This is a genomic window from Vibrio sp. 10N.261.55.A7, from assembly GCF_002877365.1.
GTDB lineage: Bacteria > Pseudomonadota > Gammaproteobacteria > Enterobacterales > Vibrionaceae > Vibrio.
In genome coordinates this window covers 20,694-40,058 of the sequence record NZ_MCWZ01000023.1, presented here as the reverse complement: position 1 = coordinate 40,058, position 19,365 = coordinate 20,694, and the positions used below count along the sequence as shown (strand labels likewise).

The following is a 19,365-nucleotide window of genomic DNA, read 5'->3' as shown; positions in this document are numbered from 1 at the left end:
CGACAGGGCTTAGCGTTTCCACTCGCATGTGTGAGGTTGAGAACGTTGAATTTAATAGTGATGGCGCATTGGGGATTACCGTTTATCGTAATCAACAAAAAGGCAGTGCATCAACGTCTGATCTGAGTGATAAAGCCATAGCACAAACGGTTGCGGCAGCGCTGGATATTGCCCAGTATACTTCGGTTGATCCGAATGCAGGCCCTGCTCCTAAAGAGTTCATGGTTAAGGACATCCCAGACCTAGACTTATTTCACCCAGATACCCCAGACCCAGATTACGCAGCCCAGATTGCGATTGCTGCTGAACAACAAGCGCTTTCGTATAGCGATAAGATAAAACAGAGTGATGGCGCAAGCTATGACAGTCACTATGGCGTCAAGGTGTATGGTAACAGCCATGGCCTGCTTGCTAGTTACGCTTCTAGTCGCCATAGCACAAGCTGTTGTGTTATTGGCGAAGGTAAAAATGGCGAGATGGAACGCGACTATAGTTACACGCTTGCGCGTCATCGTGATGAGCTATGGACGCCAGAAACGGTCGGACAACAAGCTGCTGAGAAAACCATTAACCGTTTGGATGCTAAAAAGCTGCCGACTGGTACTTATCCTATTATGTTTGCCGCTGATGTAGCGACAGGCTTGATTGGGCATCTCGTGATGGCGATCAGTGGTGGAAATTTGTATCGCAAGTCGTCGTTTTTGCTCGATAAGCTAGGCGAAAAGATATTGCCAGATTGGTTTAATATCTCAGAGCGACCACATATATTGCGCGGTTTAGCATCGAGCCCGTTCGATAGCGAGGGGGTCTTTACTCAAGATCGTGAGATCATTACTGACGGTCAACTTGCTACTTATTTGATCACCAGTTATGCAGCCCACAAGATGAATATGCAGGTTACGGGACATGCGGGCGGTATCCATAACTGGTTTGTTCAATCAACCGGTCAGAGCTTCGAGCAGATGCTAAAAGAACTCAACACAGGCTTTTTGGTGACTGAGGTCATGGGACAGGGTGTGAATATTGTGACTGGCGATTATTCTCGTGGCGCTGCAGGGTTTTGGGTTGAAAATGGAGAGATTCAATTCCCGGTTTCGGAAGTGACTATCGCGGGTGACCTTACGACGATGTTATCAAGTATTGTGGCGGTGGGCAGCGATGTTGAAACGCGCTCTCAGATTCAAACGGGTTCCATTCTGCTTGACTCAATGAAGGTTGCAGGTGAGTAGTTACTCACTTCAATGATGCTTAGTTAATACTCAGAAAAACTAAAAAAGGCTTAACAATGATTGTTAAGCCTTTTTACTTGGTGTCGAATCGGTCTATATAACGAGGGTCGCGAGACCTAAGAAGACAAATAGTCCAATCACATCTGTGATAGTCGTGAGCATCATTCCCCCTGCCAACGCTGGGTCGATATCCATTTTTTTAAGCATTATCGGGATACTTACACCCGCGATACCTGCTACGAGGAGGTTGACCATCATTGCCGCGGATATGATGCCGCCAAGCACCCAGTCCCCTTTCCAAGCGACAACGATCGCACCGATAATCAGTGCCCACAGTATGCCGTTCAAAAAGCCAATGGCTGCTTCTTTTAACAGTAGTTCGCGTTTGTTTGAATCACCGATATGGCCAAGAGCAAGGCCACGAATAACCAGTGCTACGGTCTGATTGCCGGCCACGCCACCCATTGATGGAACAATGGTCATTAAAACAGCAATCGCGGCCATTTGTTCAAGCGTGGCTTCAAACATGTTCGAAACAGAAGCCGCAGTCAGTGCAGCAAGAACGTTCACACCAAGCCAGATACTACGCTTTCGTGCCGATTTAACGACAGGTGCAAAGGTATCTTCATCGTCATCCAGACCCGCTAAACTCATCATTGAGTGTTCAGCGTCTTCACGGATAACATCCACCACATCATCAATCGTAATACGACCAACCAAATGTTGCGCTTTATCGACAACGGGTGCTGAAACCCAATTACGTCGCTCAAATAGGCTAGCAACATCTGAATCGCTGGCTTCAACTGATATGGCTTCGTCCACGTCGTCCATCACATCAATAATAGGTGTGTCGGGCTGAGTCGTTAACAAGGCTATCAGTGGTAGTTGACCAATTAATCGGCTCTCTTGATCAATGACATACAGCGAATCTGTTGCTTCTGGGAGATCACCTTTCATACGCAAGTAGCGTAGGACAACATCGACATCGACATCAGCACGGATAGTGATAACGTCGGTGTTCATGATACCGCCCGCAGTATCCTCAGGGTAGGATAGTGCTGTCTCTACTCGCAAACGGTCAGATAGATCCATCTGAGATAAGACTTCACGAGAGACATCATCCGGCAAGCTTCGCAAGACGTAGGCGACATCATCGGTATCCATGCCTTCGGTCGCTTCCGCAATGGTTTCTGGTGCCATCTTAGAAACAAGAGCATCTTTAACGTCTTCGCTTAGCTCATCAAGGATTTCACCGTAGTCTTCTGGATCAGTGAGTTGCCACAAGACTTCACGACTCTTACGGGGGGAGGCCTCTAACAAGTGGGCAATATCTTCAGGTTCCATGTCCTGTAGCTGACGTCGGACATGGACGAAGCGACCGTTTTCGAGTGCGTCGGTCACTTCTTGGAGGGTTTGGTGAGCTTGGTCAAATTCAATCTGCTCTGCCATGGATTCCCCCTAATTCTCGAGATTTACAATGGTTTGAATAGTAACTTAATTTTATACCTAAGCCACTACAATTGTGATGAATATTTGATTTATAGAATGAGTGTTAGCTGACGAATTTGTTGAGTTTATTCGTCTTCTTCAAATCGGTCTTCGATCAAGTGGCAAACAGCATCAAGCGCAGTATTCGCATCACCACCTTCTGCGCTAATTGTGACATGCTGTCCTTGAGCAGATTCAAGCATTAGCAGGCCCATAACGCTGTCTGCTGTTGCTTCTGTGCCTTCATGATTGACGATAGTCAGTACCGCATCGAAAGACTGAGCAAGCTCGACAAGTTTTACAGCAGCGCGTGCATGAAGTCCAAGACGGTTTTGAATTAAAACTGTGCGACTATTTTGCTGCATAGATGTCCCTTTTAGTCGGTCCTTAGGAGTGGTGTTTTTCTAAAGATACGTGACGAATTTGCACTTGCTTACCTTGTGAAGCAAAGTATTTGCCTATTTGCTGAGTCAAGTAAACGGAACGATGTTTTCCACCCGTGCAGCCAATGGCGACGGTTAAGTAACTGCGGTTGTTGTTCTCTAGATTCGGTAACCAGTTAGCAATGAACGTTTGAATTTGTTCTTTTAGCTCAGTGACTTCATCGTGTTTTTCCAAAAATTCGATAATGGGTTTATCGACCCCAGTCATTGGGCGTAAATTGGGCTCCCAGTGTGGGTTTGGAAGAAAGCGCACGTCGAAAATATAATCGGCATCATTTGGCAAACCATATTTAAAGCCAAATGATTGAAAGACCATGATAAGATCTTTGCTTTCAGTGCCTTCTACTTTGACCCTAACCGTTTCGCTGAGCTCGTGCAGAGATTGATTACTGCTGTCGATGAAGAGGTTTGCGTGCTCTTTTATCGGTGACAACACACTTTTTTCTAGTTCAATGGCTTGAGCTAAAGAAGGTTTAGAATCACTTAAAGAGAGAGGGTGAATTCGGCGAGTTTCGCTATAGCGTTTGAGAAGGGTTTCTTGATTTGCATCTAGAAACAGTACGCTTATATTATTGTTGTGCTGGAATTTGGCAATGAGGTCATCAACCAAACTCGGTTCTTTCGGTAGGTTACGAATATCGATACTAACCGCGACATTTTGTTTACTGTCTCTGACGGATTCCATGAAGGAATCAAACAAGTTCACAGGTAGGTTATCAACACAATAATAACCGAGATCTTCCAGTACACGAAGAGCAACACTTTTACCTGCTCCTGAGTGACCACTCACAACAATTAAACGCATAGTGAACTCAGTGGTTTATCATGATGTTGTAAAGCTCTTCATCATTTTGAGCGTTACGAAGTTGCTTTAACACTTGCTTATCATTCAGGCGTGCAGCCATTGAAGATAAGGTTTTGAGGTGTTCTTTACATTGCTCTTCAGGAACGAGCAAAGCAAACAGCAAGTCTACGGGGCGATTGTCGATAGCGTCGAATTCAATCGGCTCTTCGCACTGAAGTAATACCGCAATGGCGTGGTCACTAGAGTTCATTCGAGCGTGTGGTATTGCAATGCCATTGCCGATACCAGTACTGCCTACTTTCTCTCGAGAAAGCATGCATTCAAATAACTCGGTTGAGTTCTGTCCAGTTTGATTTGCGACAATCTCACTGATCATCTCTAGGGCTCTTTTTTTGCTGGTGCATTGAACTGCGCTCTTGGTGCAGTTCAATGACAATACTTCGCTTAATTGCATGGTTAATGGCTACTTAGCTTTTCTTTGTGCTTGTTGAGTTGTCTGACGAGTTTATCCACGAGTGCATCGATGGCCGCATACATACTTTCATCTTCTGCGGTTGCGTGAATATCCCCCTGATTTACGTGCAGCGTAGCTTCAGCGATCTGGCTTACTTTTTCAACCTTCAATACCACATGAATGTTATTTATGTGGTCAAAAAATCGCTCAAGCTTTTTAAATTTAGTATTTACATAGTCTTGCATTGAATCGGTAAGATCAACGTGATGGGCATTAATATTGATTTGCATAGACTTTCCTTTTCAGTTTTGGCCTTATAGCAGGCGTTTACGCTGACTTGATGGGGCGATGCCCAAAGATTCGCGGTACTTCGCTATCGTCCGTCTAGCAACCTGAATCCCTTGTTCAGCCAGTAAGGCTGCAATTTTACTGTCACTGAGTGGTTTCGCGGTATTTTCTGCCGCAACCAATTTTTTGATCAGTGCACGTATTGCAGTAGATGAACATTCTCCTCCGTTGTCTGTGCTGACATGGCTAGAGAAGAAATATTTCAACTCGAATATTCCTCTAGGGGTATGCATGAACTTTTGTGTGGTAACACGAGAGATGGTTGATTCATGCATGTCGACGGCTAATGCTACATCATTGAGAACCATCGGTTTCATGGCTTCTTCCCCATACTCGAAGAATCCATGTTGATGTTCGACAATGCACTTAGCCACTTTTAATAGTGTCTCGTTTCTGCTCTCTAAGCTTTTTATTAGCCATTTCGCTTCTTGTAGATTGCTTCGAATGTATTGGCTATCTGGGCTGTTCCCTTTACTTAAACTGGCGTATTGCTGGTTCACTTTTAATCTAGGGACGCTGTCGGGGTTTATGGTCACTACCCACTTGCCATGGTCTTTGTACACAGAGACATCAGGAATAACGTATTCAGCGTGGTCAGGAGTAATCCGGCTACCTGGTCGAGGATCTAATTGCTGAATGAGCGCCAAAACATCGCGAAGTTCCGCTTCTTTCAATTTGGTTTCTTTAATGATCAGCTTGTAGTCACGATTCCCAAGTTGATCAATATGATCATTGAGAACGAGCTTTGCTTCCGTTAACCAAGGTGTTTCTTCAGGGAACGTCGCCAGTTGCAGCAATAGACAATCTTGCAAGTTAATAGAGCCTGCACCAAGAGGATCGAATTGTTGAATGCGCTTTCGAACCGCTTCAATTTCATCTAATTCAATCTCTTCATTATCAAAGCTTTCTAAGATGTCAGTTGGGGAGATGGTGAGGTAACCATAGTCATCAACGGCATCAATAATTGCGAGTGCGATTGTGCGGTCATTATCGCTAAAGGGCGTTAAATCGAGTTGCCAGAGAAGATAATCCTGAAGAGACTGTGTTGTTTCGCCCTGATAGACAGGTGCATCGTCATCAAGAGCAATGCCGGTACTTCCTGTGTTGGCGGAGTAGACATCTTCCCAGGTGGTGTCGATTTCTAAATCGTTACTAATTTCAGATTTCTCAATCAGTTCTGAACTGTCTTTTAAATCAGGTTCTGCCGTCAACTCAGGTTCAGCGACTTCTACCGTCGGCTCTTTTTCGGCAACAGTATTCTTGTCTTCTGTTGTGGATTGATCTTCGCCTGACTCTTCTACATCTAATAGAGGATTGGAATCCAGAGCTTCCTGGATTTCTTGTTGGAGATCGAGAGTAGACAACTGCAGCAAACGAATCGCTTGCTGCAACTGGGGAGTCATGGCTAACTGTTGACCTAGCTTGAGCTGTAATGAAGGTTTCATTCAGTATCGCTTACCTTGTTATTTTTAGAATCCACTTCGCTCTCTATTTAATCATAGACGGAATTGTTCACCGAGATAAACTTGTTTTACTTGTTCATTATTGAGAACGTCCGCGGGAGTTCCTTCGGCGATGAGATGACCCTGGCTCACAATGTAAGCTTTTTCACATACATCAAGGGTTTCACGAACGTTGTGGTCGGTGATTAACACGCCTAGGCCACGATCACGTAAATGCTCGATTATTTTCTTGATGTCGATAACCGATATTGGGTCAACACCAGCAAAAGGTTCATCGAGTAGAATAAACTGCGGGTTGGCCGCCAGTGCACGAGCAATTTCTACTCGGCGTCGCTCGCCCCCAGAAAGAGCCATACCGGCACTTTTTCTGATGTGCTGAATGTGAAACTCTTCGAGTAAGTCTTCCAGTTTATCTTGTCGCTCTTCATGGGTGATTTCTTCACGAGTTTGAAGCACCGCCATGATGTTGTCTTCAACAGAAAGCTTACGGAAAATGGAGGCTTCTTGAGGAAGGTAGCCAATACCCATTCGAGATCGGCTGTGCATTGGTAAGATACTAATGTCTTTACCATCAATACTGATTTTGCCCTCATCGCGAGCAACAAGCCCTACTATCATATAAAAGGATGTTGTTTTTCCCGCACCATTTGGGCCAAGTAAACCTACAATCTGCCCCGATTCAACCTGAAGGCTTACGTCAGAAACAACTCGGCGATTTTTGTAGCTTTTTGCTAAGTTCTCAGCTTTTAGTATCGACATGTTTACTCTTGAACGGTTTGAGGTTGAAGTACGGTAGAAACACGATCGCCACTCTTACCGTCAGCAATCAGCTTTTGTTCGGTGATTTGGTATCGGATTTTTGTTCCACGAGTAATGCTATCGTCTTGAGAAAGCATGGCTCTTTCGATCATGGTTAGGCGGTCATCAACCAGTTTGTAGTAGAGTTCTTCAGCTTCACCGTAGAGGGTTTTACCATCATCAGTGAGCTGTGAGAAGGTGGCAAGATCGCCATAGCCTTCAATCTCTTCAATGGTGCCATCTTCAGGGTTACGCAGAACAATCACCTTATCTGCGTTAATGTTGATACTGCCTTGCTTTAGCTTCACGTCACCGAGGAATGTGACCTTATTACTTTGCATATCAAGATGTTGACTGTCTGAATCAATATAAACGGGTTGGTCTTTATCTGTTGAAAGCGCAAAAGCGCTACCTGAAGCGACCAAGCTAATAATCAGGCTAAGGTGCGAGAGTTTCATATCTACCTTGAACATAGTTATAAAGGACAGCGTGATTATCAGCAAAGTTGCCTTTCATCGCTTGCCCTTCAGTTTCAAATTGTGGACCGACTAAGACAACTCGGTTGTCTGCCCAAAAATCACGATTGGCTAATTTAATGCTGAGCTCTTCTGTCGACATGGTGTCGAATCCCGACTCATCAAGTAAGTTATGCGCAATAACGTTATCGTAAAGTGTGAGAATTTGGTCGTTATCTAGGAGCGCTCGATCAGCGGTGATCTCCCATTCTTGGACCTCTCCATCTTTGTACACTTTTAGAACAGGCAGATCAAACCAAGTATCGCCACTTTCAGCGAAGTTCTCTAAATATACAGACGTTATGATATAGCTTCTTATCCCTTCTTCGGTATAAGAAGTATTAATGATATCTCGCCCGGTAAACATTGGAAGCTCTTGGTTTGGCTCCACTTGAATGTCGAACGCTTGTTCTTTGTCATATAGGTAATACGCAGACCAGGTACAGACAAAGAGCAATAAAACGTAAAGAATACGAGACAGACTCATATACTCAAACCTTTATGGCAGTCTAGTTCACCGCGTGCTTCTAATATTAAGTCACACACCTCTCGGACAGCTCCGTGTCCGCCACAAATAGTGGTTACAAAATTGGCACGTTGTCGCAACAGCGGGTGTCCATCAGCGACGCAAACCTTTAATCCTACTTTCGCCATCACTGGCCAATCAATTAAATCGTCCCCAATATAGCCTGTATGCTCAGGTGCAATATTGAGTCTATGGCAGATGTCGGAGTAAGCTTTTACCTTGTCATCCTGGCCTTGGTAGATAAGAGAGATACCAAGAGCTGTCATTCTATTTTCGACTATTTGAGATTTTCGACCTGTGATAATTGCGATCTCAATCCCTGCGTTCATGAGTGATTTTACGCCGTAGCCATCTCTTGTATGGAACGTTTTAAGCTCTTCACCATTGTTACCCATGTAGATACGACCATCAGAAAATACGCCATCTACGTCGCAAATTAACAGCTTAATCTCTTTCGCTATGGCTAGCGTCTCTTTATTGACTGGCCCATATAGAGTTTCAACTTGGTTGTTCATAGCTTGGTTACTCATAGCTTGACTACTCATTACATTACTCCAGCTTTAAGCATGTCGTGCATATTGAGAGCGCCCACCAGGCGACCTTCATGGCAGAGCATTAGCCCATTAATGCTTTTCTCTTGCATTAAGTTGAGCCCTTCTGCCGCCAACATGTCAGGGTGTGCAACCGTAGGATTCTGAGTCATTACTTCACCAATCGTAGAGCTATGGATATCAATTCGTTTATCTAGAATACGTCTTAAGTCACCATCGGTAAATATGCCTACAAGGTGATGATTTTCATCAACGACAGCAGTCATTCCAAGGCCTTTTTGACTGATCTCTAAGAGAGCTTCTCGAATGAGTGTGTTGGGTGTGACCGTTGGAAGAGTGCTTCCAGAATGCATTATGTCTGAGAGCTTTAACAATAGCTTACGACCTAGTGCTCCGCCAGGGTGAGACATAGCAAAGTCCTCAGTAGTAAAGCCACGCGCTTCCATAAGTGCTACAGCTAACGCATCACCCATGACTAGGGTTGCGGTTGTGCTTGATGTCGGGGCTAACTCCAGAGGACACGCTTCCTTTGGTACGGTGATTTGCAAATGGAAATCTGACAATGTCGCCATGTTTGACTTTGGTTTCCCTGTCATACTGATTATGCAAATATTGCGACGTTTTAGTACTGGAAATAGAGACAAGATCTCAGAAGACTCACCGGAATTAGAAATCGCTAAAACGATATCATATTCTCCGATCATGCCTAAGTCGCCATGCGCGGCTTCGCCAGGGTGAACGAAAAAAGCGGACGTTCCAGTACTCGCCAGAGAGGCTGCGATCTTATTTCCAATATGACCAGATTTGCCCATCCCCATAACCACGACTTTCCCTTGATTATGAAGTATGCGTTCACAAGCTCCGGTGAAGTCTTGGTTGAAGTACTGTTCTAACTGCTCTAAAGCCTGTATTTCAGTGCTCAGAACTTGTTTGGCAACTCTATGATAGTCAAATGCTGGCGACATACGCGACTCCAATCCTGCGTTATGCAGTCATATTGATGATGAGATAGCCTTGGTAGGCGATAAATATGGCGAACAAGATGCCACCTTCAATGCGATTAATGCTGCGGGATTTACCGAGCGCCATCACCACAAGCAGCAATGATACGGCGAGCATGACCCAGAAATCTCGGTCCATAGCGAAAGCGTTGATGATTGATGGGCTAAGAATGCCTGGAATGCCCATCACAGCGAGAATATTAAATACGTTTGAGCCAATGATATTGCCGACGGCCATATCATCTTCACCTTTTAAAACGCCGGCTAACGATGCCGCAAGCTCTGGCAAACTGGTGCCAACCGCGATAATAGTTAACCCAATGACGAGATCGCTCATGCCGAAGAACTTCGCGATAATGACCGCGTTGTTGACGAGTATATTTGCTGAGATTGGAAGAATAATTAACCCAATGACGACCCACAGTGCAGCCTTGGAATTACTGACGCCTTCTGGCACCTCTGATTCTTGTTCATCTAATAGAACGTCGCCATTTTTCTTCTCATTTCGGCTTATCCTAAGCATCGTGAGGATGAAAAATGCGAACAGGACAAACAGTAAGATACCTTCAGAGCGTCCAAGGTGGTTATCCCACAATATAGCACCCGCAACAAGGGTAACTCCAATCATCAAGGGTAGCTCGCGTCTTAATACTGCTGAGCTAATAGAAAGCGGTTTGATTAAAGCGGTGATACCCAGAATTAGCGCGATATTGGCGATGTTTGAGCCAAGAACGTTACCCACGGCTGTATCGGTTTTTCCTTCTAGGGCCGCAGTAGCAGAAACCATCATTTCAGGGGCAGAAGAGCCCATTGCTAAGATTGTCATGCCAATCACTAATGGAGAAATACCGACATTTCGAGCAAGCGCAGCAGCACCAAAAACTAATTTGTCGGCACTCCAGACTAAAAATACGAGTCCAACAATGAGAAATGCTACAGCTTCCAGCATGGTGATTCCTAAATTTCTATAATGAGTTAACCGTTAATTTTGACGGTTTGATGGGTAAAAGGGAAGATGTAGATGAAATTAATTAGCAGTTAGTTGTTATCTTACTCAATTATGACGAAGGCTCAGGAAAATATTTCCGAGGCAATATGGAATTCTACGCCTAAAACTTTAATTTCATGGGCATAATGCTTATGATTCATAATCTAATGGATGCACATTTACGGATGATACTGAGTGCTTATGTCTGCAAGCGATCTAATTACTATCAACCAGTTAAGCTTTTCTCGGTCGGGAAGAAAGATCTTCGATGATATTAATTTAACCGTCCCTACGGGAAAAATAACCGCCATTATGGGGCCATCCGGTATTGGTAAAACAACCCTGCTTCGATTGATTGGTGGCCAGTTGTCCCCTGATGCTGGCGAGATATGGTTTGATGGCCAAGATATTCCTCAGCTAAAGCGCCAAGAGTTATATCGTGTACGCAAGAAAATGAGCATGTTGTTTCAATCTGGGGCGCTTTTTACCGATCTGAATGTATTCGATAACGTCGCGTTTCCACTTCGAGAGCACACAGTTCTTGATGAAACCCTTATTCGTACCTTGGTGCTATTGAAGCTTGAAGCGGTGGGACTTCGTGGTGCTGCACAGTTGATGCCCAGTGAGCTATCTGGCGGAATGGCAAGGCGAGCGGCACTGGCTCGTGCGATTGCCTTAGATCCTGAACTTATCATGTACGATGAACCTTTTGTCGGCCAAGACCCAATCACAATGGGGGTTCTTATTGAATTGATCCGAAACCTCAATCAAGCACTCGGTGTAACTTCTGTGGTGGTTTCTCACGACGTACCAGAAGTGATGAGTATTGCGGATTGGGTCTATTTGTTGGCCGATGGAAAAGTCATCGCGAAAGGAACACCAGCGGAACTCAAAGACAATCCAGACCCAAAAGTTGTGCAGTTTTTGCAGGGAATAGCTGATGGCCCTGTTCCATTTCGTTACCCAGCTTGTGATATTAAACAGGAGTTATTTTAATGGTAACGGCATTGATGGCGTTTATATCCAGTATTGGTCGGCGAACGATTTCGTTATGTGAAGCATTTGGTCGCGCCAGTTTTATGTTGTTTGGTGCTTTGGTGACAAGGCCACAACCAATTAAGAATTTCCCTCTATTAGTCAAGCAACTACACAGCGTCGGTGTTCAGTCTCTTGCGATCATTATCGTTTCAGGGCTTTTCATTGGTATGGTTCTTAGTCTGCAAGGTTATGTTGTTCTGGTCGATTACGGCGCTGAAGGTAGCCTAGGCCAAATGGTTGCACTTTCATTGCTGCGTGAACTTGGGCCGGTTGTCACCGCTCTTTTGTTTGCTGGTCGAGCAGGATCTGCACTAACCGCTGAGATTGGTCTCATGAAAGCGACTGAGCAGATATCGAGCTTAGAAATGATGGCTGTTGATCCCCTTAAGCGCATCATAGCGCCAAGGTTCTGGGCTGGAATCATCTCGATGCCTTTGCTTGCGATGATTTTTATCGCCATCGGTATTTGGGGTGGGCAACTTGTTGGTGTTGACTGGAAAGGGATTGATCACGGCAGCTTTTGGTCAGCGATGCAATCATCCGTTGAACTCGGAAGAGACATTGGTAACAGCGTGATTAAATGTATGGTGTTCGCTGTTACGATTACTTGGATAGCACTATTTAATGGTTATGATTCTGTCCCAACGTCAGAAGGGATTAGCCAAGCCACGACACGCACTGTTGTGCATTCATCTCTAGCTGTATTAGGGCTAGACTTTATATTGACCGCATTGATGTTTGGGAATTAATCATGCAACAAAATAAGAAAATGGAATTTTTGGTTGGCAGCTTTGTCTTGGTGGGAATTTGCGCCATCTTGATAATGATTTTTCAAGTTGCTGACGTTAAAAGCCTAGGGTCGAACGATACTTACACACTGCACGCTGAGTTTGACAATATTGGCAGCCTGAAAGTTCGTTCTCCAGTTAAGGTTGGCGGCGTGGTTGTGGGACGTGTGACCAGTATTGGACTTAATCCTGAGAACTTATTGCCTTTGGTTTCAATGAATGTCAGTAGTGATTTTCAACAGTTTCCAGAAACTTCCAGCCTGCAAATTTTGACATCCGGGCTTATTGGCGAACAGTACATCAGCCTTGTACCTGGTTTTGTATTTGACGATGAAGAGATGCTGGTGGATGGGGACTATGTTGAAGACACCAAATCTGCATTGGTATTAGAGAACTTGATCGGGCAAGTATTGTATAGCTTGGGCGGTTCAGATTCAGATTCAGATGACAGTGAGTCAGGAGAATAGTATGTGGAAATCATGGTCAATTAAGTGGTTAACGGCCTTAGTGAGTTGTTTCCTCATTTCATTTTCTTTGAATGCTTCAGAGATTGATAAAACTCAGCCTTATCAAATGATGACACAGGTTTCTGAGCAAGCCTTTGCCAGACTTAAGTCAGAGCAGGACATTGTGCAAGATAACCCCGAGCATTTGAAAGTGATCGTTGAAGAAGAGCTCATGCCTTATGTTAACGATCGGTATGCAGCTCTAAAGTTACTCGGACAGAATGTAAAAGGTGCGGATAGAGCGGATGTTGGCGTCTTTATGCAAGCGTTTCGTAAGTATCTGGTGACCTCCTATGCGCAGGCACTGACGTTATACACCAATCAAACCATTGAGCTAGGGCCAGAGCCAAAAATAGCGAAAGGAAAACGCATCACCAGTATCAAGGTCGATATCATCGATAGCCCTAGACCCAATATTAAATTGGAGTTTAAGCTGCGAAAAGATAAGAAGACAGGGGAGTGGGCAGCGTTTGATATTATCGCTGAGGGCATCAGCCTGCTTTCAAGTAAACAATCGGAGTGGAGTGGTAAGTTACGTCAGGAAGGCATACTCGCCGTCGCGCAAGAGTTGGAAACATTGTCTGCCCAACCCATTCAGTTTGAGAGAGCGAAATAATGAGTCACCATCAATGGCAGCAGTCCAGTTTTGAACTTGTTAGTCTGATTGGTTCACTAGACAGAGAGACAGTACCGTCTTTATGGACTTATGCAAAACAGTGGCAACCCAACCAAAATGAGGTTGAATTATCACTCAAAAGTGTAGAAAGAATTGATTCTGCAGGAATGGTGATGTTAATTCACCTAATAGAGCATGCAAAAAAACAAAACTGTCATATAATGCTCAGCTTCGTGCCAGAACAGCTGAGCACCTTATTCAAATTAAGTCATATAGAGTCAATATTAGTTGATCATATACACAAAAAGCAGGGGTGAATTGTGGATAGCGCAAAAGTACAACAGATATTAGAAGAGGCGTTAAACCTTAATGAGGTGCACGTAAAAGGCGAGGGAAGCCATTACGAAGTCGTCGCTGTTGATGCTTGTTTCGATGGAATGAGCCGCGTTAAGAAGCAGCAGCTAATCTATGCACCTCTGATGGAATTCATTCAAAGAAACGACATCCATGCAGTCTCAATAAAAGCGTTCACGCCTGATGAATGGGCACGCGATAAAAAACTGATGTCGTTGTAAGGTTATTTAATGGAAAAGTTTCGCGTAATAGGATCGAAAAAGCCGTTAAGCGGTGATGTGACGATCTCCGGTGCTAAAAATGCAGCACTACCAATTTTATTTGCTTCCATTCTTGCTGAAGAACCTGTTGAAGTAAGCAATGTTCCTCGCTTGCGTGACATCGATACCACCATGGAGTTGCTTAAGCGTCTAGGCGCTAAGGTTTCACGCAATGGTTCGGTGCATGTTGACCCAAGTGAGATTAATGAATATTGCGCCCCATACGATTTAGTGAAAACCATGCGAGCTTCAATTTGGGCGTTAGGGCCCCTTGTTGCAAGGTTTGGTGAAGGTCAGGTTTCATTACCTGGCGGCTGCGCGATTGGCGCGAGACCAGTAGATCTTCACATTCATGGTCTAGAGCAGCTAGGTGCGACGATTGTATTGGAAGATGGTTACGTTAAAGCGTCAGTTGATGGTCGCCTTAAAGGTGCGCATGTCGTGATGGATAAGGTCAGCGTTGGCGCAACGATCACGGTAATGTGTGCGGCGACATTGGCTGAAGGTACGACTGTACTCGACAATTCTGCTCGTGAACCAGAAATCGTGGATACCGCGGATTTCCTAAATAAATTAGGCGCGAAAATAAGTGGCGCTGGCACTGATACCATTACGATTGAAGGCGTAGAACGCCTAAGTGGTGGTAAGCACGCTGTCGTTGCTGATCGCATTGAAACAGGGACATTCCTTGTGGCTGCGGCGGTTTCTGGCGGTAAAGTGGTGTGTCGTAATACTAATGCTCATTTATTGGAAGCGGTATTGGCTAAGCTGGAAGAAGCAGGCGCGGATGTCGAAACCGGTGAAGATTGGATCAGTGTTGATATGACCGGGCGTGAGCTTAAAGCTGTCACCATTCGCACAGCCCCTCACCCTGGCTTTCCTACGGACATGCAGGCACAGTTTACACTCTTGAACCTAATGGCTAAAGGTGGCGGTGTTATCACAGAGAATATCTTTGAGAATCGCTTTATGCATGTCCCTGAGTTGATGCGCATGGGAGCAAAAGCCGAGATTGAAGGCAATACTGTGATCTGTGGAGACGTTGAAGAGTTGAGCGGTGCGCAAGTGATGGCCACCGATCTTCGTGCATCAGCAAGTCTAGTGATTGCAGGTTGTATCGCGCAGGGTGAAACCATTGTGGACCGTATTTATCATATCGATCGTGGCTACGACAAGATTGAAGATAAATTGTCAGCATTGGGTGCAAATATTGAGCGATTCCGAGAATCGGGTTAGTATCACCGAAACAATTAGAGCCGAAACCTTTATCTGACAGGCAATAGTCTGATTAGATACGATGTTTCGGCTTTTTTATTAGGTTCTATTGGAGAACAGAAATGATTGCACTGTTACGTGTACTTGCTTTGGCTATTTTTGCCATCGTTATGTTTGTCTTTGGTTGCGGCTACTGTTTGTTTAGCCCTCGCAACCCTAAACACGTATTTACGTTTGGTCGCTATTTTGGCCATATGTCTAAGGTATTTGGCATTAAGTTAGAGTTACGAATCCCAGAAGATGCTTATAAACGTGGGCAGCACGTTTACATTGCTAACCACCAAAATAGCTGGGATTTATTTACTATTTCGTCAGCCGTGACACCAAAGGTGGTTACCGTTGGTAAGAAAAGCCTTGCCTGGATGCCTTTGTTTGGTCAACTGTATTGGTTAACGGGCAATATTCTTATCGATCGCGCTAATCGCTCAAAAGCAAAAGGTACGATTGATCAGGTTGTGGATAGCATTAAGAAGAGCGGTGTTTCAGTCTGGATGTTCCCGGAAGGGACTCGTTCAAGAGGGCGTGGGTTGCTCCCATTTAAAACAGGTGCTTTCCACGCTGCCATTGGTGCTGAAGTACCAATCATCCCAATCGTCTGTAGTTCAACTGATGGAGTTAAGCTCAACCGTTGGGATAACGGTCACGTGATTGTTGAGATGCTGCCACCGGTAAGCACTGAGGGCTATGGTAAAGAAAATTTACGTGAGCTAGCGAACCTATGCCGTGAGCAGATGAAAGAGAAGCTAGATGCCTTAGATAAAGAGGTTGAAGCACTCAACCAGCCGCGCTCAATAAAAGAATAAATAGCTCTAATGGATAGTTGAAAGCCAGCGAAGATGCTGGCTTTTTTGTGCTTCAAAGATATCTACTAATGGCCTTTCTAGCTTTACTTCCAGCACTTAAAATATCGACGACGAGAGTTAGAGAAAGGTATAAGTTTGAGTACTATGTGAAACAAATCTGCAGTGCTATCCCATATCAATTTTCACATTGTCGAGGTTTCCAGAATCAAAGCTTTCACCTCGCTGAGTCTTGAGCATGAGCCTGAGATCATTCGCAGAATCTGCACTGTGCATCGCATCCTGCTCACTGATCTTGTCGTCTATCACTAACTGATAGAGCGCTTGATCAAAAGTCTGCATTCCAACCTCTTTGGACTTACCCATGGTTGCTTTAAGCTCATGAAGATCGCCACGACGAATAAGATCCGAGATTCGAGGGCTATTTAATAGCACCTCAAAGACGCCATGACGCCCTTGACCGTTCTTGTCTCGAATAAGTTGTTGGCCTATGATGCCTTTAAGATTCATTGAAAGATCAAACAGGAACTGTTCTTTTTGCTCCTTAGGGACAAGATGAAGAATGCGTTCAAGAGCTTGATTGGCATTGTTTGCGTGCAGCGTCGCCATACACAAATGCCCAGTTTCAGCAAACGCCATCGCATACTCCATGGTTTCACGACTGCGGATCTCACCGATCAAGATCATATCTGGCGCTTGACGTAATGAGTTCTTGAGTGCGACTTCATAACTCTCAGTATCAAGCCCGACTTCGCGCTGTGTAACAATACAACGCTGATGTTCATGGACGAACTCAATCGGGTCTTCAACCGTTAAAATATGCCCTGTTCTATGCGTGTTTCGGTAGCCCGTCATGGCTGCCATTGTCGTTGATTTACCCGAACCCGTTGCCCCAACGACTAAGACTAAGCCGCGCTTCGCAATCGAAAGGTCTTGCAGAACATCAGGCAACTTCAAATCATCAAAGCTTGGGATATTGGTTTCAATTCGGCGAATCACCGCTCCTGGAAGCTCTCGCTGATAAAAGGCACTCACTCGGAAACGACCAATATCACGCACGATGGCAAAGTTTGCTTCACGGGTTTGGTTGTACTCTGTCGCACGATCGCTGTCCATCATGGCTGATAATAGATCATGTACCTGAGCCTCATCGAGTTTTTCACCATTGGCTCTTAGCTCCCCATCAACACGAAAAAGAATCGGTGCGCCAACAGTAATGTATACATCCGATGCTTTTTCGCTGAGCATTCCTTGCAAACACTGGTCGAGTTCCATCTTTATTTCTCACTCATCTATTCATTCACAATGGCCCAGCGTATTAAAACGGTGAGCTTTCTATTTCAATTTTCTTCTGCACTTCTTCAACGTCGACTAAACCTTTGGCAATCAACTGCTTGGAATTTTGCTCCATTGTCTGCATGCCGTGAGCGGCGCCCGTTTGAATAATGGAGTACATTTGAGCGACTTTATCTTCACGTATCAAGTTACGAATAGCCGGAGTGGCTAGCATGATCTCATGGCATGCCACACGGCCGCCTCCAACACGCTTGAGGAGCTTCTGAGCTATAACCGCACGCATCGATTCAGACAACATAGAACGAACCATATCTTTGTCACTGCCAGGGAATACGTCGATGATCCTGTCGACCGTCTTCGCTGCCGAACTGGTGTGTAGAGTACCAAACACTAAATGCCCGGTTTCGGCTGCAGTTAGAGCCAAACTGATGGTCTCTTGATCTCTAAGCTCGCCCACTAAGATGACGTCAGGATCTTCACGCAATGCCGACCGAAGCGCATTTTTAAAGCTGTGCGTATCACGATGTACTTCTCGTTGGTTCACCAAGCATTTATTGTTCTCATGAACAAATTCAATCGGGTCTTCAATAGTAAGAATGTGTTTATTATGATTGCGGTTAATGTAGTCGACCATGGCCGCCAATGTGGTCGATTTACCAGAACCGGTCGGTCCAGTCACTAGAACCAATCCCTTTTCATAGTTGGATATCTTTTCAAAGATCTCTGGCGCATCTATCTGCTCTAAGGTTGGGATATCAACAGGAATCGTACGGAATACGGCGGAACTGCCACGAGCTTGATTAAAAGCATTAACACGAAAACGTCCAACATTAGGTAACTCAAAAGAGAAATCCACTTCTAGCTTCTCTTCAAACTCACTGCGCTGCGCATCGTTCATGATCTCAAAAACTAATCTGTGCACATCGGCATGAGTAAAAGCGGGTACGCCAAGCTTGCGAACTTCTCCATCGATACGCACCATTGGAGGAACGCCTGCAGAAAGGTGTAGATCTGAAGCATTATGCTTTACACTAAAATCCAGTAACTCTGCGATATCCATTAATTTTCCTTAGTAAAGTAGCCATGAGTAGTATTCAACAAAATATTGAACATATCACCTCACAGATTGAAAGCGCACTTCAAAAGTGTGGACGACCTCGAGAGTCAGTGCAACTTTTAGCTGTGAGCAAGACTAAGCCTATTGAAGCCATTCTCGAAGCCGCTCAAGGTGGGCAGCGCACATTCGGTGAAAACTATGTGCAAGAAGGGGTTGATAAAGTAAAGCATTTCAACGAAGAGCACGCCGAACTAGATTTGGTGTGGCACTTTATTGGACCCATTCAATCGAATAAAACTCGATTGGTTGCTGAGCACTTTGATTGGGTGCATACCATAGATCGCGCTAAAACAGCACAACGACTGAATGACCAAAGACCGGCTGATATGCCTCCACTTCAAGTGCTTATTCAAATCAACACCAGTGGTGAAGCGAGCAAGTCAGGGATCAGTGATGATGAAATTTTTAGCCTCGCTGAGTTGATTTCGTCGTTACCAAACCTCACCTTAAGAGGTGTTATGTCGATTCCTGCAAATGTGCCGGATTACACCAGCCAATTGAATGAGTTTGAAAAGCTCGCTTTGCTGCAAAGCCAGCTCTCGGATAAATATAATGACATTGATACCCTATCTATGGGAATGAGTGGTGATATGGATGCCGCTATTCATGCGGGTAGTAGTATGGTGAGAATTGGCACGGCTATTTTTGGCGCAAGAGATTATATCAATACGAAATCAAGCAGCTAATAAGTGCTTACTAACATTTA

General features: G+C 44.8%; 24 protein-coding genes. 10 read left to right on the top strand and 14 right to left on the bottom strand.

What is annotated here, in order from left to right:
- Positions 1–1,229 (top strand): metalloprotease PmbA (gene pmbA, locus BCU12_RS02610; protein ID WP_102402836.1); only part of this gene is annotated, 1,229 nt, incomplete at its 5' end.
- A gap of 93 nt (positions 1,230–1,322) precedes the next feature.
- Here the strand turns inward: pmbA and mgtE are convergent.
- The 12 genes from mgtE to BCU12_RS02550 form a co-directional block, all read right to left on the bottom strand.
- Complete coding sequence (mgtE, locus tag BCU12_RS02605; RefSeq protein ID WP_102402834.1) at positions 1,323–2,678, bottom strand: magnesium transporter; 1,356 nt, start codon at positions 2,676–2,678, stop codon at positions 1,323–1,325.
- Positions 2,679–2,803: 125 nt separating this feature from the next.
- Positions 2,804–3,082, bottom strand: a complete 279-nt coding sequence (locus tag BCU12_RS02600) for an HPr family phosphocarrier protein (protein ID WP_102402833.1) — start codon at positions 3,080–3,082, stop codon at positions 2,804–2,806.
- A gap of 22 nt (positions 3,083–3,104) precedes the next feature.
- Positions 3,105–3,965, bottom strand: coding sequence for an RNase adapter RapZ (rapZ, locus tag BCU12_RS02595; protein WP_102402832.1), 861 nt, complete (start codon positions 3,963–3,965; stop codon positions 3,105–3,107).
- Positions 3,966–3,972: 7 nt separating this feature from the next.
- Complete coding sequence (ptsN, locus tag BCU12_RS02590; RefSeq protein ID WP_102402831.1) at positions 3,973–4,419, bottom strand: PTS IIA-like nitrogen regulatory protein PtsN; 447 nt, start codon at positions 4,417–4,419, stop codon at positions 3,973–3,975.
- Between the two features lie 2 nt (positions 4,420–4,421).
- Positions 4,422–4,709 (bottom strand): ribosome hibernation promoting factor, encoded by a 288-nt coding sequence (hpf, locus tag BCU12_RS02585; protein WP_102402830.1) that lies wholly within the window; start codon positions 4,707–4,709, stop codon positions 4,422–4,424.
- A 24-nt stretch (positions 4,710–4,733) separates the two neighbouring features.
- Positions 4,734–6,212 carry an RNA polymerase factor sigma-54 gene (locus tag BCU12_RS02580; RefSeq protein ID WP_102402829.1) on the bottom strand — a complete coding sequence of 493 codons (1,479 nt, stop codon included), beginning with the start codon at positions 6,210–6,212 and terminating at the stop codon, positions 4,734–4,736.
- 51 nt (positions 6,213–6,263) lie between these two features.
- On the bottom strand, positions 6,264–6,989 hold the full coding sequence (gene lptB / locus BCU12_RS02575) for an LPS export ABC transporter ATP-binding protein (protein WP_017036137.1): 726 nt from the start codon (positions 6,987–6,989) through the stop codon (positions 6,264–6,266).
- Positions 6,990–6,991: 2 nt separating this feature from the next.
- Positions 6,992–7,486 carry a lipopolysaccharide transport periplasmic protein LptA gene (lptA, locus tag BCU12_RS02570; RefSeq protein WP_102402828.1) on the bottom strand — a complete coding sequence of 165 codons (495 nt, stop codon included), beginning with the start codon at positions 7,484–7,486 and terminating at the stop codon, positions 6,992–6,994.
- Positions 7,467–8,030, bottom strand: coding sequence for an LPS export ABC transporter periplasmic protein LptC (lptC, locus tag BCU12_RS02565; RefSeq protein WP_102402827.1), 564 nt, complete (start codon positions 8,028–8,030; stop codon positions 7,467–7,469). The genes lptA and lptC overlap by 20 nt, the downstream gene beginning before the upstream one ends.
- A complete protein-coding gene (gene kdsC, locus BCU12_RS02560; RefSeq protein WP_102402835.1) occupies positions 8,027–8,584 on the bottom strand; it encodes a 3-deoxy-manno-octulosonate-8-phosphatase KdsC in 558 nt (185 codons plus the stop codon). Before kdsC ends, lptC begins: the two co-directional genes overlap by 4 nt.
- A 29-nt stretch (positions 8,585–8,613) precedes the next feature.
- Positions 8,614–9,585, bottom strand: a complete 972-nt coding sequence (locus BCU12_RS02555) for a KpsF/GutQ family sugar-phosphate isomerase (RefSeq protein ID WP_102402826.1) — start codon at positions 9,583–9,585, stop codon at positions 8,614–8,616.
- 19 nt (positions 9,586–9,604) lie between these two features.
- Complete coding sequence (locus tag BCU12_RS02550; protein WP_102402825.1) at positions 9,605–10,570, bottom strand: calcium/sodium antiporter; 966 nt, start codon at positions 10,568–10,570, stop codon at positions 9,605–9,607.
- A gap of 240 nt (positions 10,571–10,810) precedes the next feature.
- On the opposite strand from BCU12_RS02550, the gene mlaF reads away from it, so the two are divergent.
- The 8 genes from mlaF (at position 10,811) to BCU12_RS02510 (ending at position 16,249) form a co-directional block, all read left to right on the top strand.
- On the top strand, positions 10,811–11,605 hold the full coding sequence (gene mlaF, locus BCU12_RS02545; RefSeq protein ID WP_102402824.1) for a phospholipid ABC transporter ATP-binding protein MlaF: 795 nt from the start codon (positions 10,811–10,813) through the stop codon (positions 11,603–11,605).
- A complete protein-coding gene (gene mlaE / locus BCU12_RS02540; RefSeq protein WP_102402823.1) occupies positions 11,605–12,396 on the top strand; it encodes a lipid asymmetry maintenance ABC transporter permease subunit MlaE in 792 nt (263 codons plus the stop codon). The genes mlaF and mlaE overlap by 1 nt, the downstream gene beginning before the upstream one ends.
- Before the next feature lie 2 nt (positions 12,397–12,398).
- Positions 12,399–12,902 carry an outer membrane lipid asymmetry maintenance protein MlaD gene (gene mlaD / locus BCU12_RS02535; protein WP_102402822.1) on the top strand — a complete coding sequence of 168 codons (504 nt, stop codon included), beginning with the start codon at positions 12,399–12,401 and terminating at the stop codon, positions 12,900–12,902.
- 1 nt (position 12,903) lies between these two features.
- The gene (locus BCU12_RS02530) at positions 12,904–13,557 is read left to right on the top strand and encodes a phospholipid-binding protein MlaC (protein ID WP_198599231.1); all 654 of its coding nucleotides are present in this window, start codon (positions 12,904–12,906) and stop codon (positions 13,555–13,557) included.
- Positions 13,557–13,874: a lipid asymmetry maintenance protein MlaB gene (locus BCU12_RS02525; RefSeq protein ID WP_102402820.1), complete on the top strand. Its 318-nt coding sequence runs from the start codon at positions 13,557–13,559 to the stop codon at positions 13,872–13,874. The genes BCU12_RS02530 and BCU12_RS02525 overlap by 1 nt, the downstream gene beginning before the upstream one ends.
- 3 nt (positions 13,875–13,877) lie before the next feature.
- Positions 13,878–14,132, top strand: a complete 255-nt coding sequence (gene ibaG, locus BCU12_RS02520; RefSeq protein WP_102402819.1) for a BolA family iron metabolism protein IbaG — start codon at positions 13,878–13,880, stop codon at positions 14,130–14,132.
- Positions 14,133–14,141: 9 nt separating this feature from the next.
- On the top strand, positions 14,142–15,407 hold the full coding sequence (gene murA / locus BCU12_RS02515) for a UDP-N-acetylglucosamine 1-carboxyvinyltransferase (protein WP_102402818.1): 1,266 nt from the start codon (positions 14,142–14,144) through the stop codon (positions 15,405–15,407).
- A gap of 101 nt (positions 15,408–15,508) precedes the next feature.
- Positions 15,509–16,249 carry a 1-acylglycerol-3-phosphate O-acyltransferase gene (locus tag BCU12_RS02510; protein ID WP_102402817.1) on the top strand — a complete coding sequence of 247 codons (741 nt, stop codon included), beginning with the start codon at positions 15,509–15,511 and terminating at the stop codon, positions 16,247–16,249.
- Between the two features lie 165 nt (positions 16,250–16,414).
- Here BCU12_RS02510 and BCU12_RS02505 read toward each other — a convergent pair whose 3' ends face one another.
- Entirely contained in the window at positions 16,415–17,521 is a 1,107-nt protein-coding gene (locus tag BCU12_RS02505) for a PilT/PilU family type 4a pilus ATPase (RefSeq protein WP_102402816.1), read from the bottom strand.
- A gap of 43 nt (positions 17,522–17,564) precedes the next feature.
- Positions 17,565–18,602 carry a type IV pilus twitching motility protein PilT gene (locus BCU12_RS02500; RefSeq protein ID WP_102402815.1) on the bottom strand — a complete coding sequence of 346 codons (1,038 nt, stop codon included), beginning with the start codon at positions 18,600–18,602 and terminating at the stop codon, positions 17,565–17,567.
- Between the two features lie 23 nt (positions 18,603–18,625).
- Between BCU12_RS02500 and BCU12_RS02495 the strand changes: the two genes are divergently transcribed.
- Entirely contained in the window at positions 18,626–19,345 is a 720-nt protein-coding gene (locus BCU12_RS02495) for a YggS family pyridoxal phosphate-dependent enzyme (RefSeq protein WP_102402814.1), read from the top strand.
- Positions 19,346–19,365 lie beyond the last annotated feature (20 nt).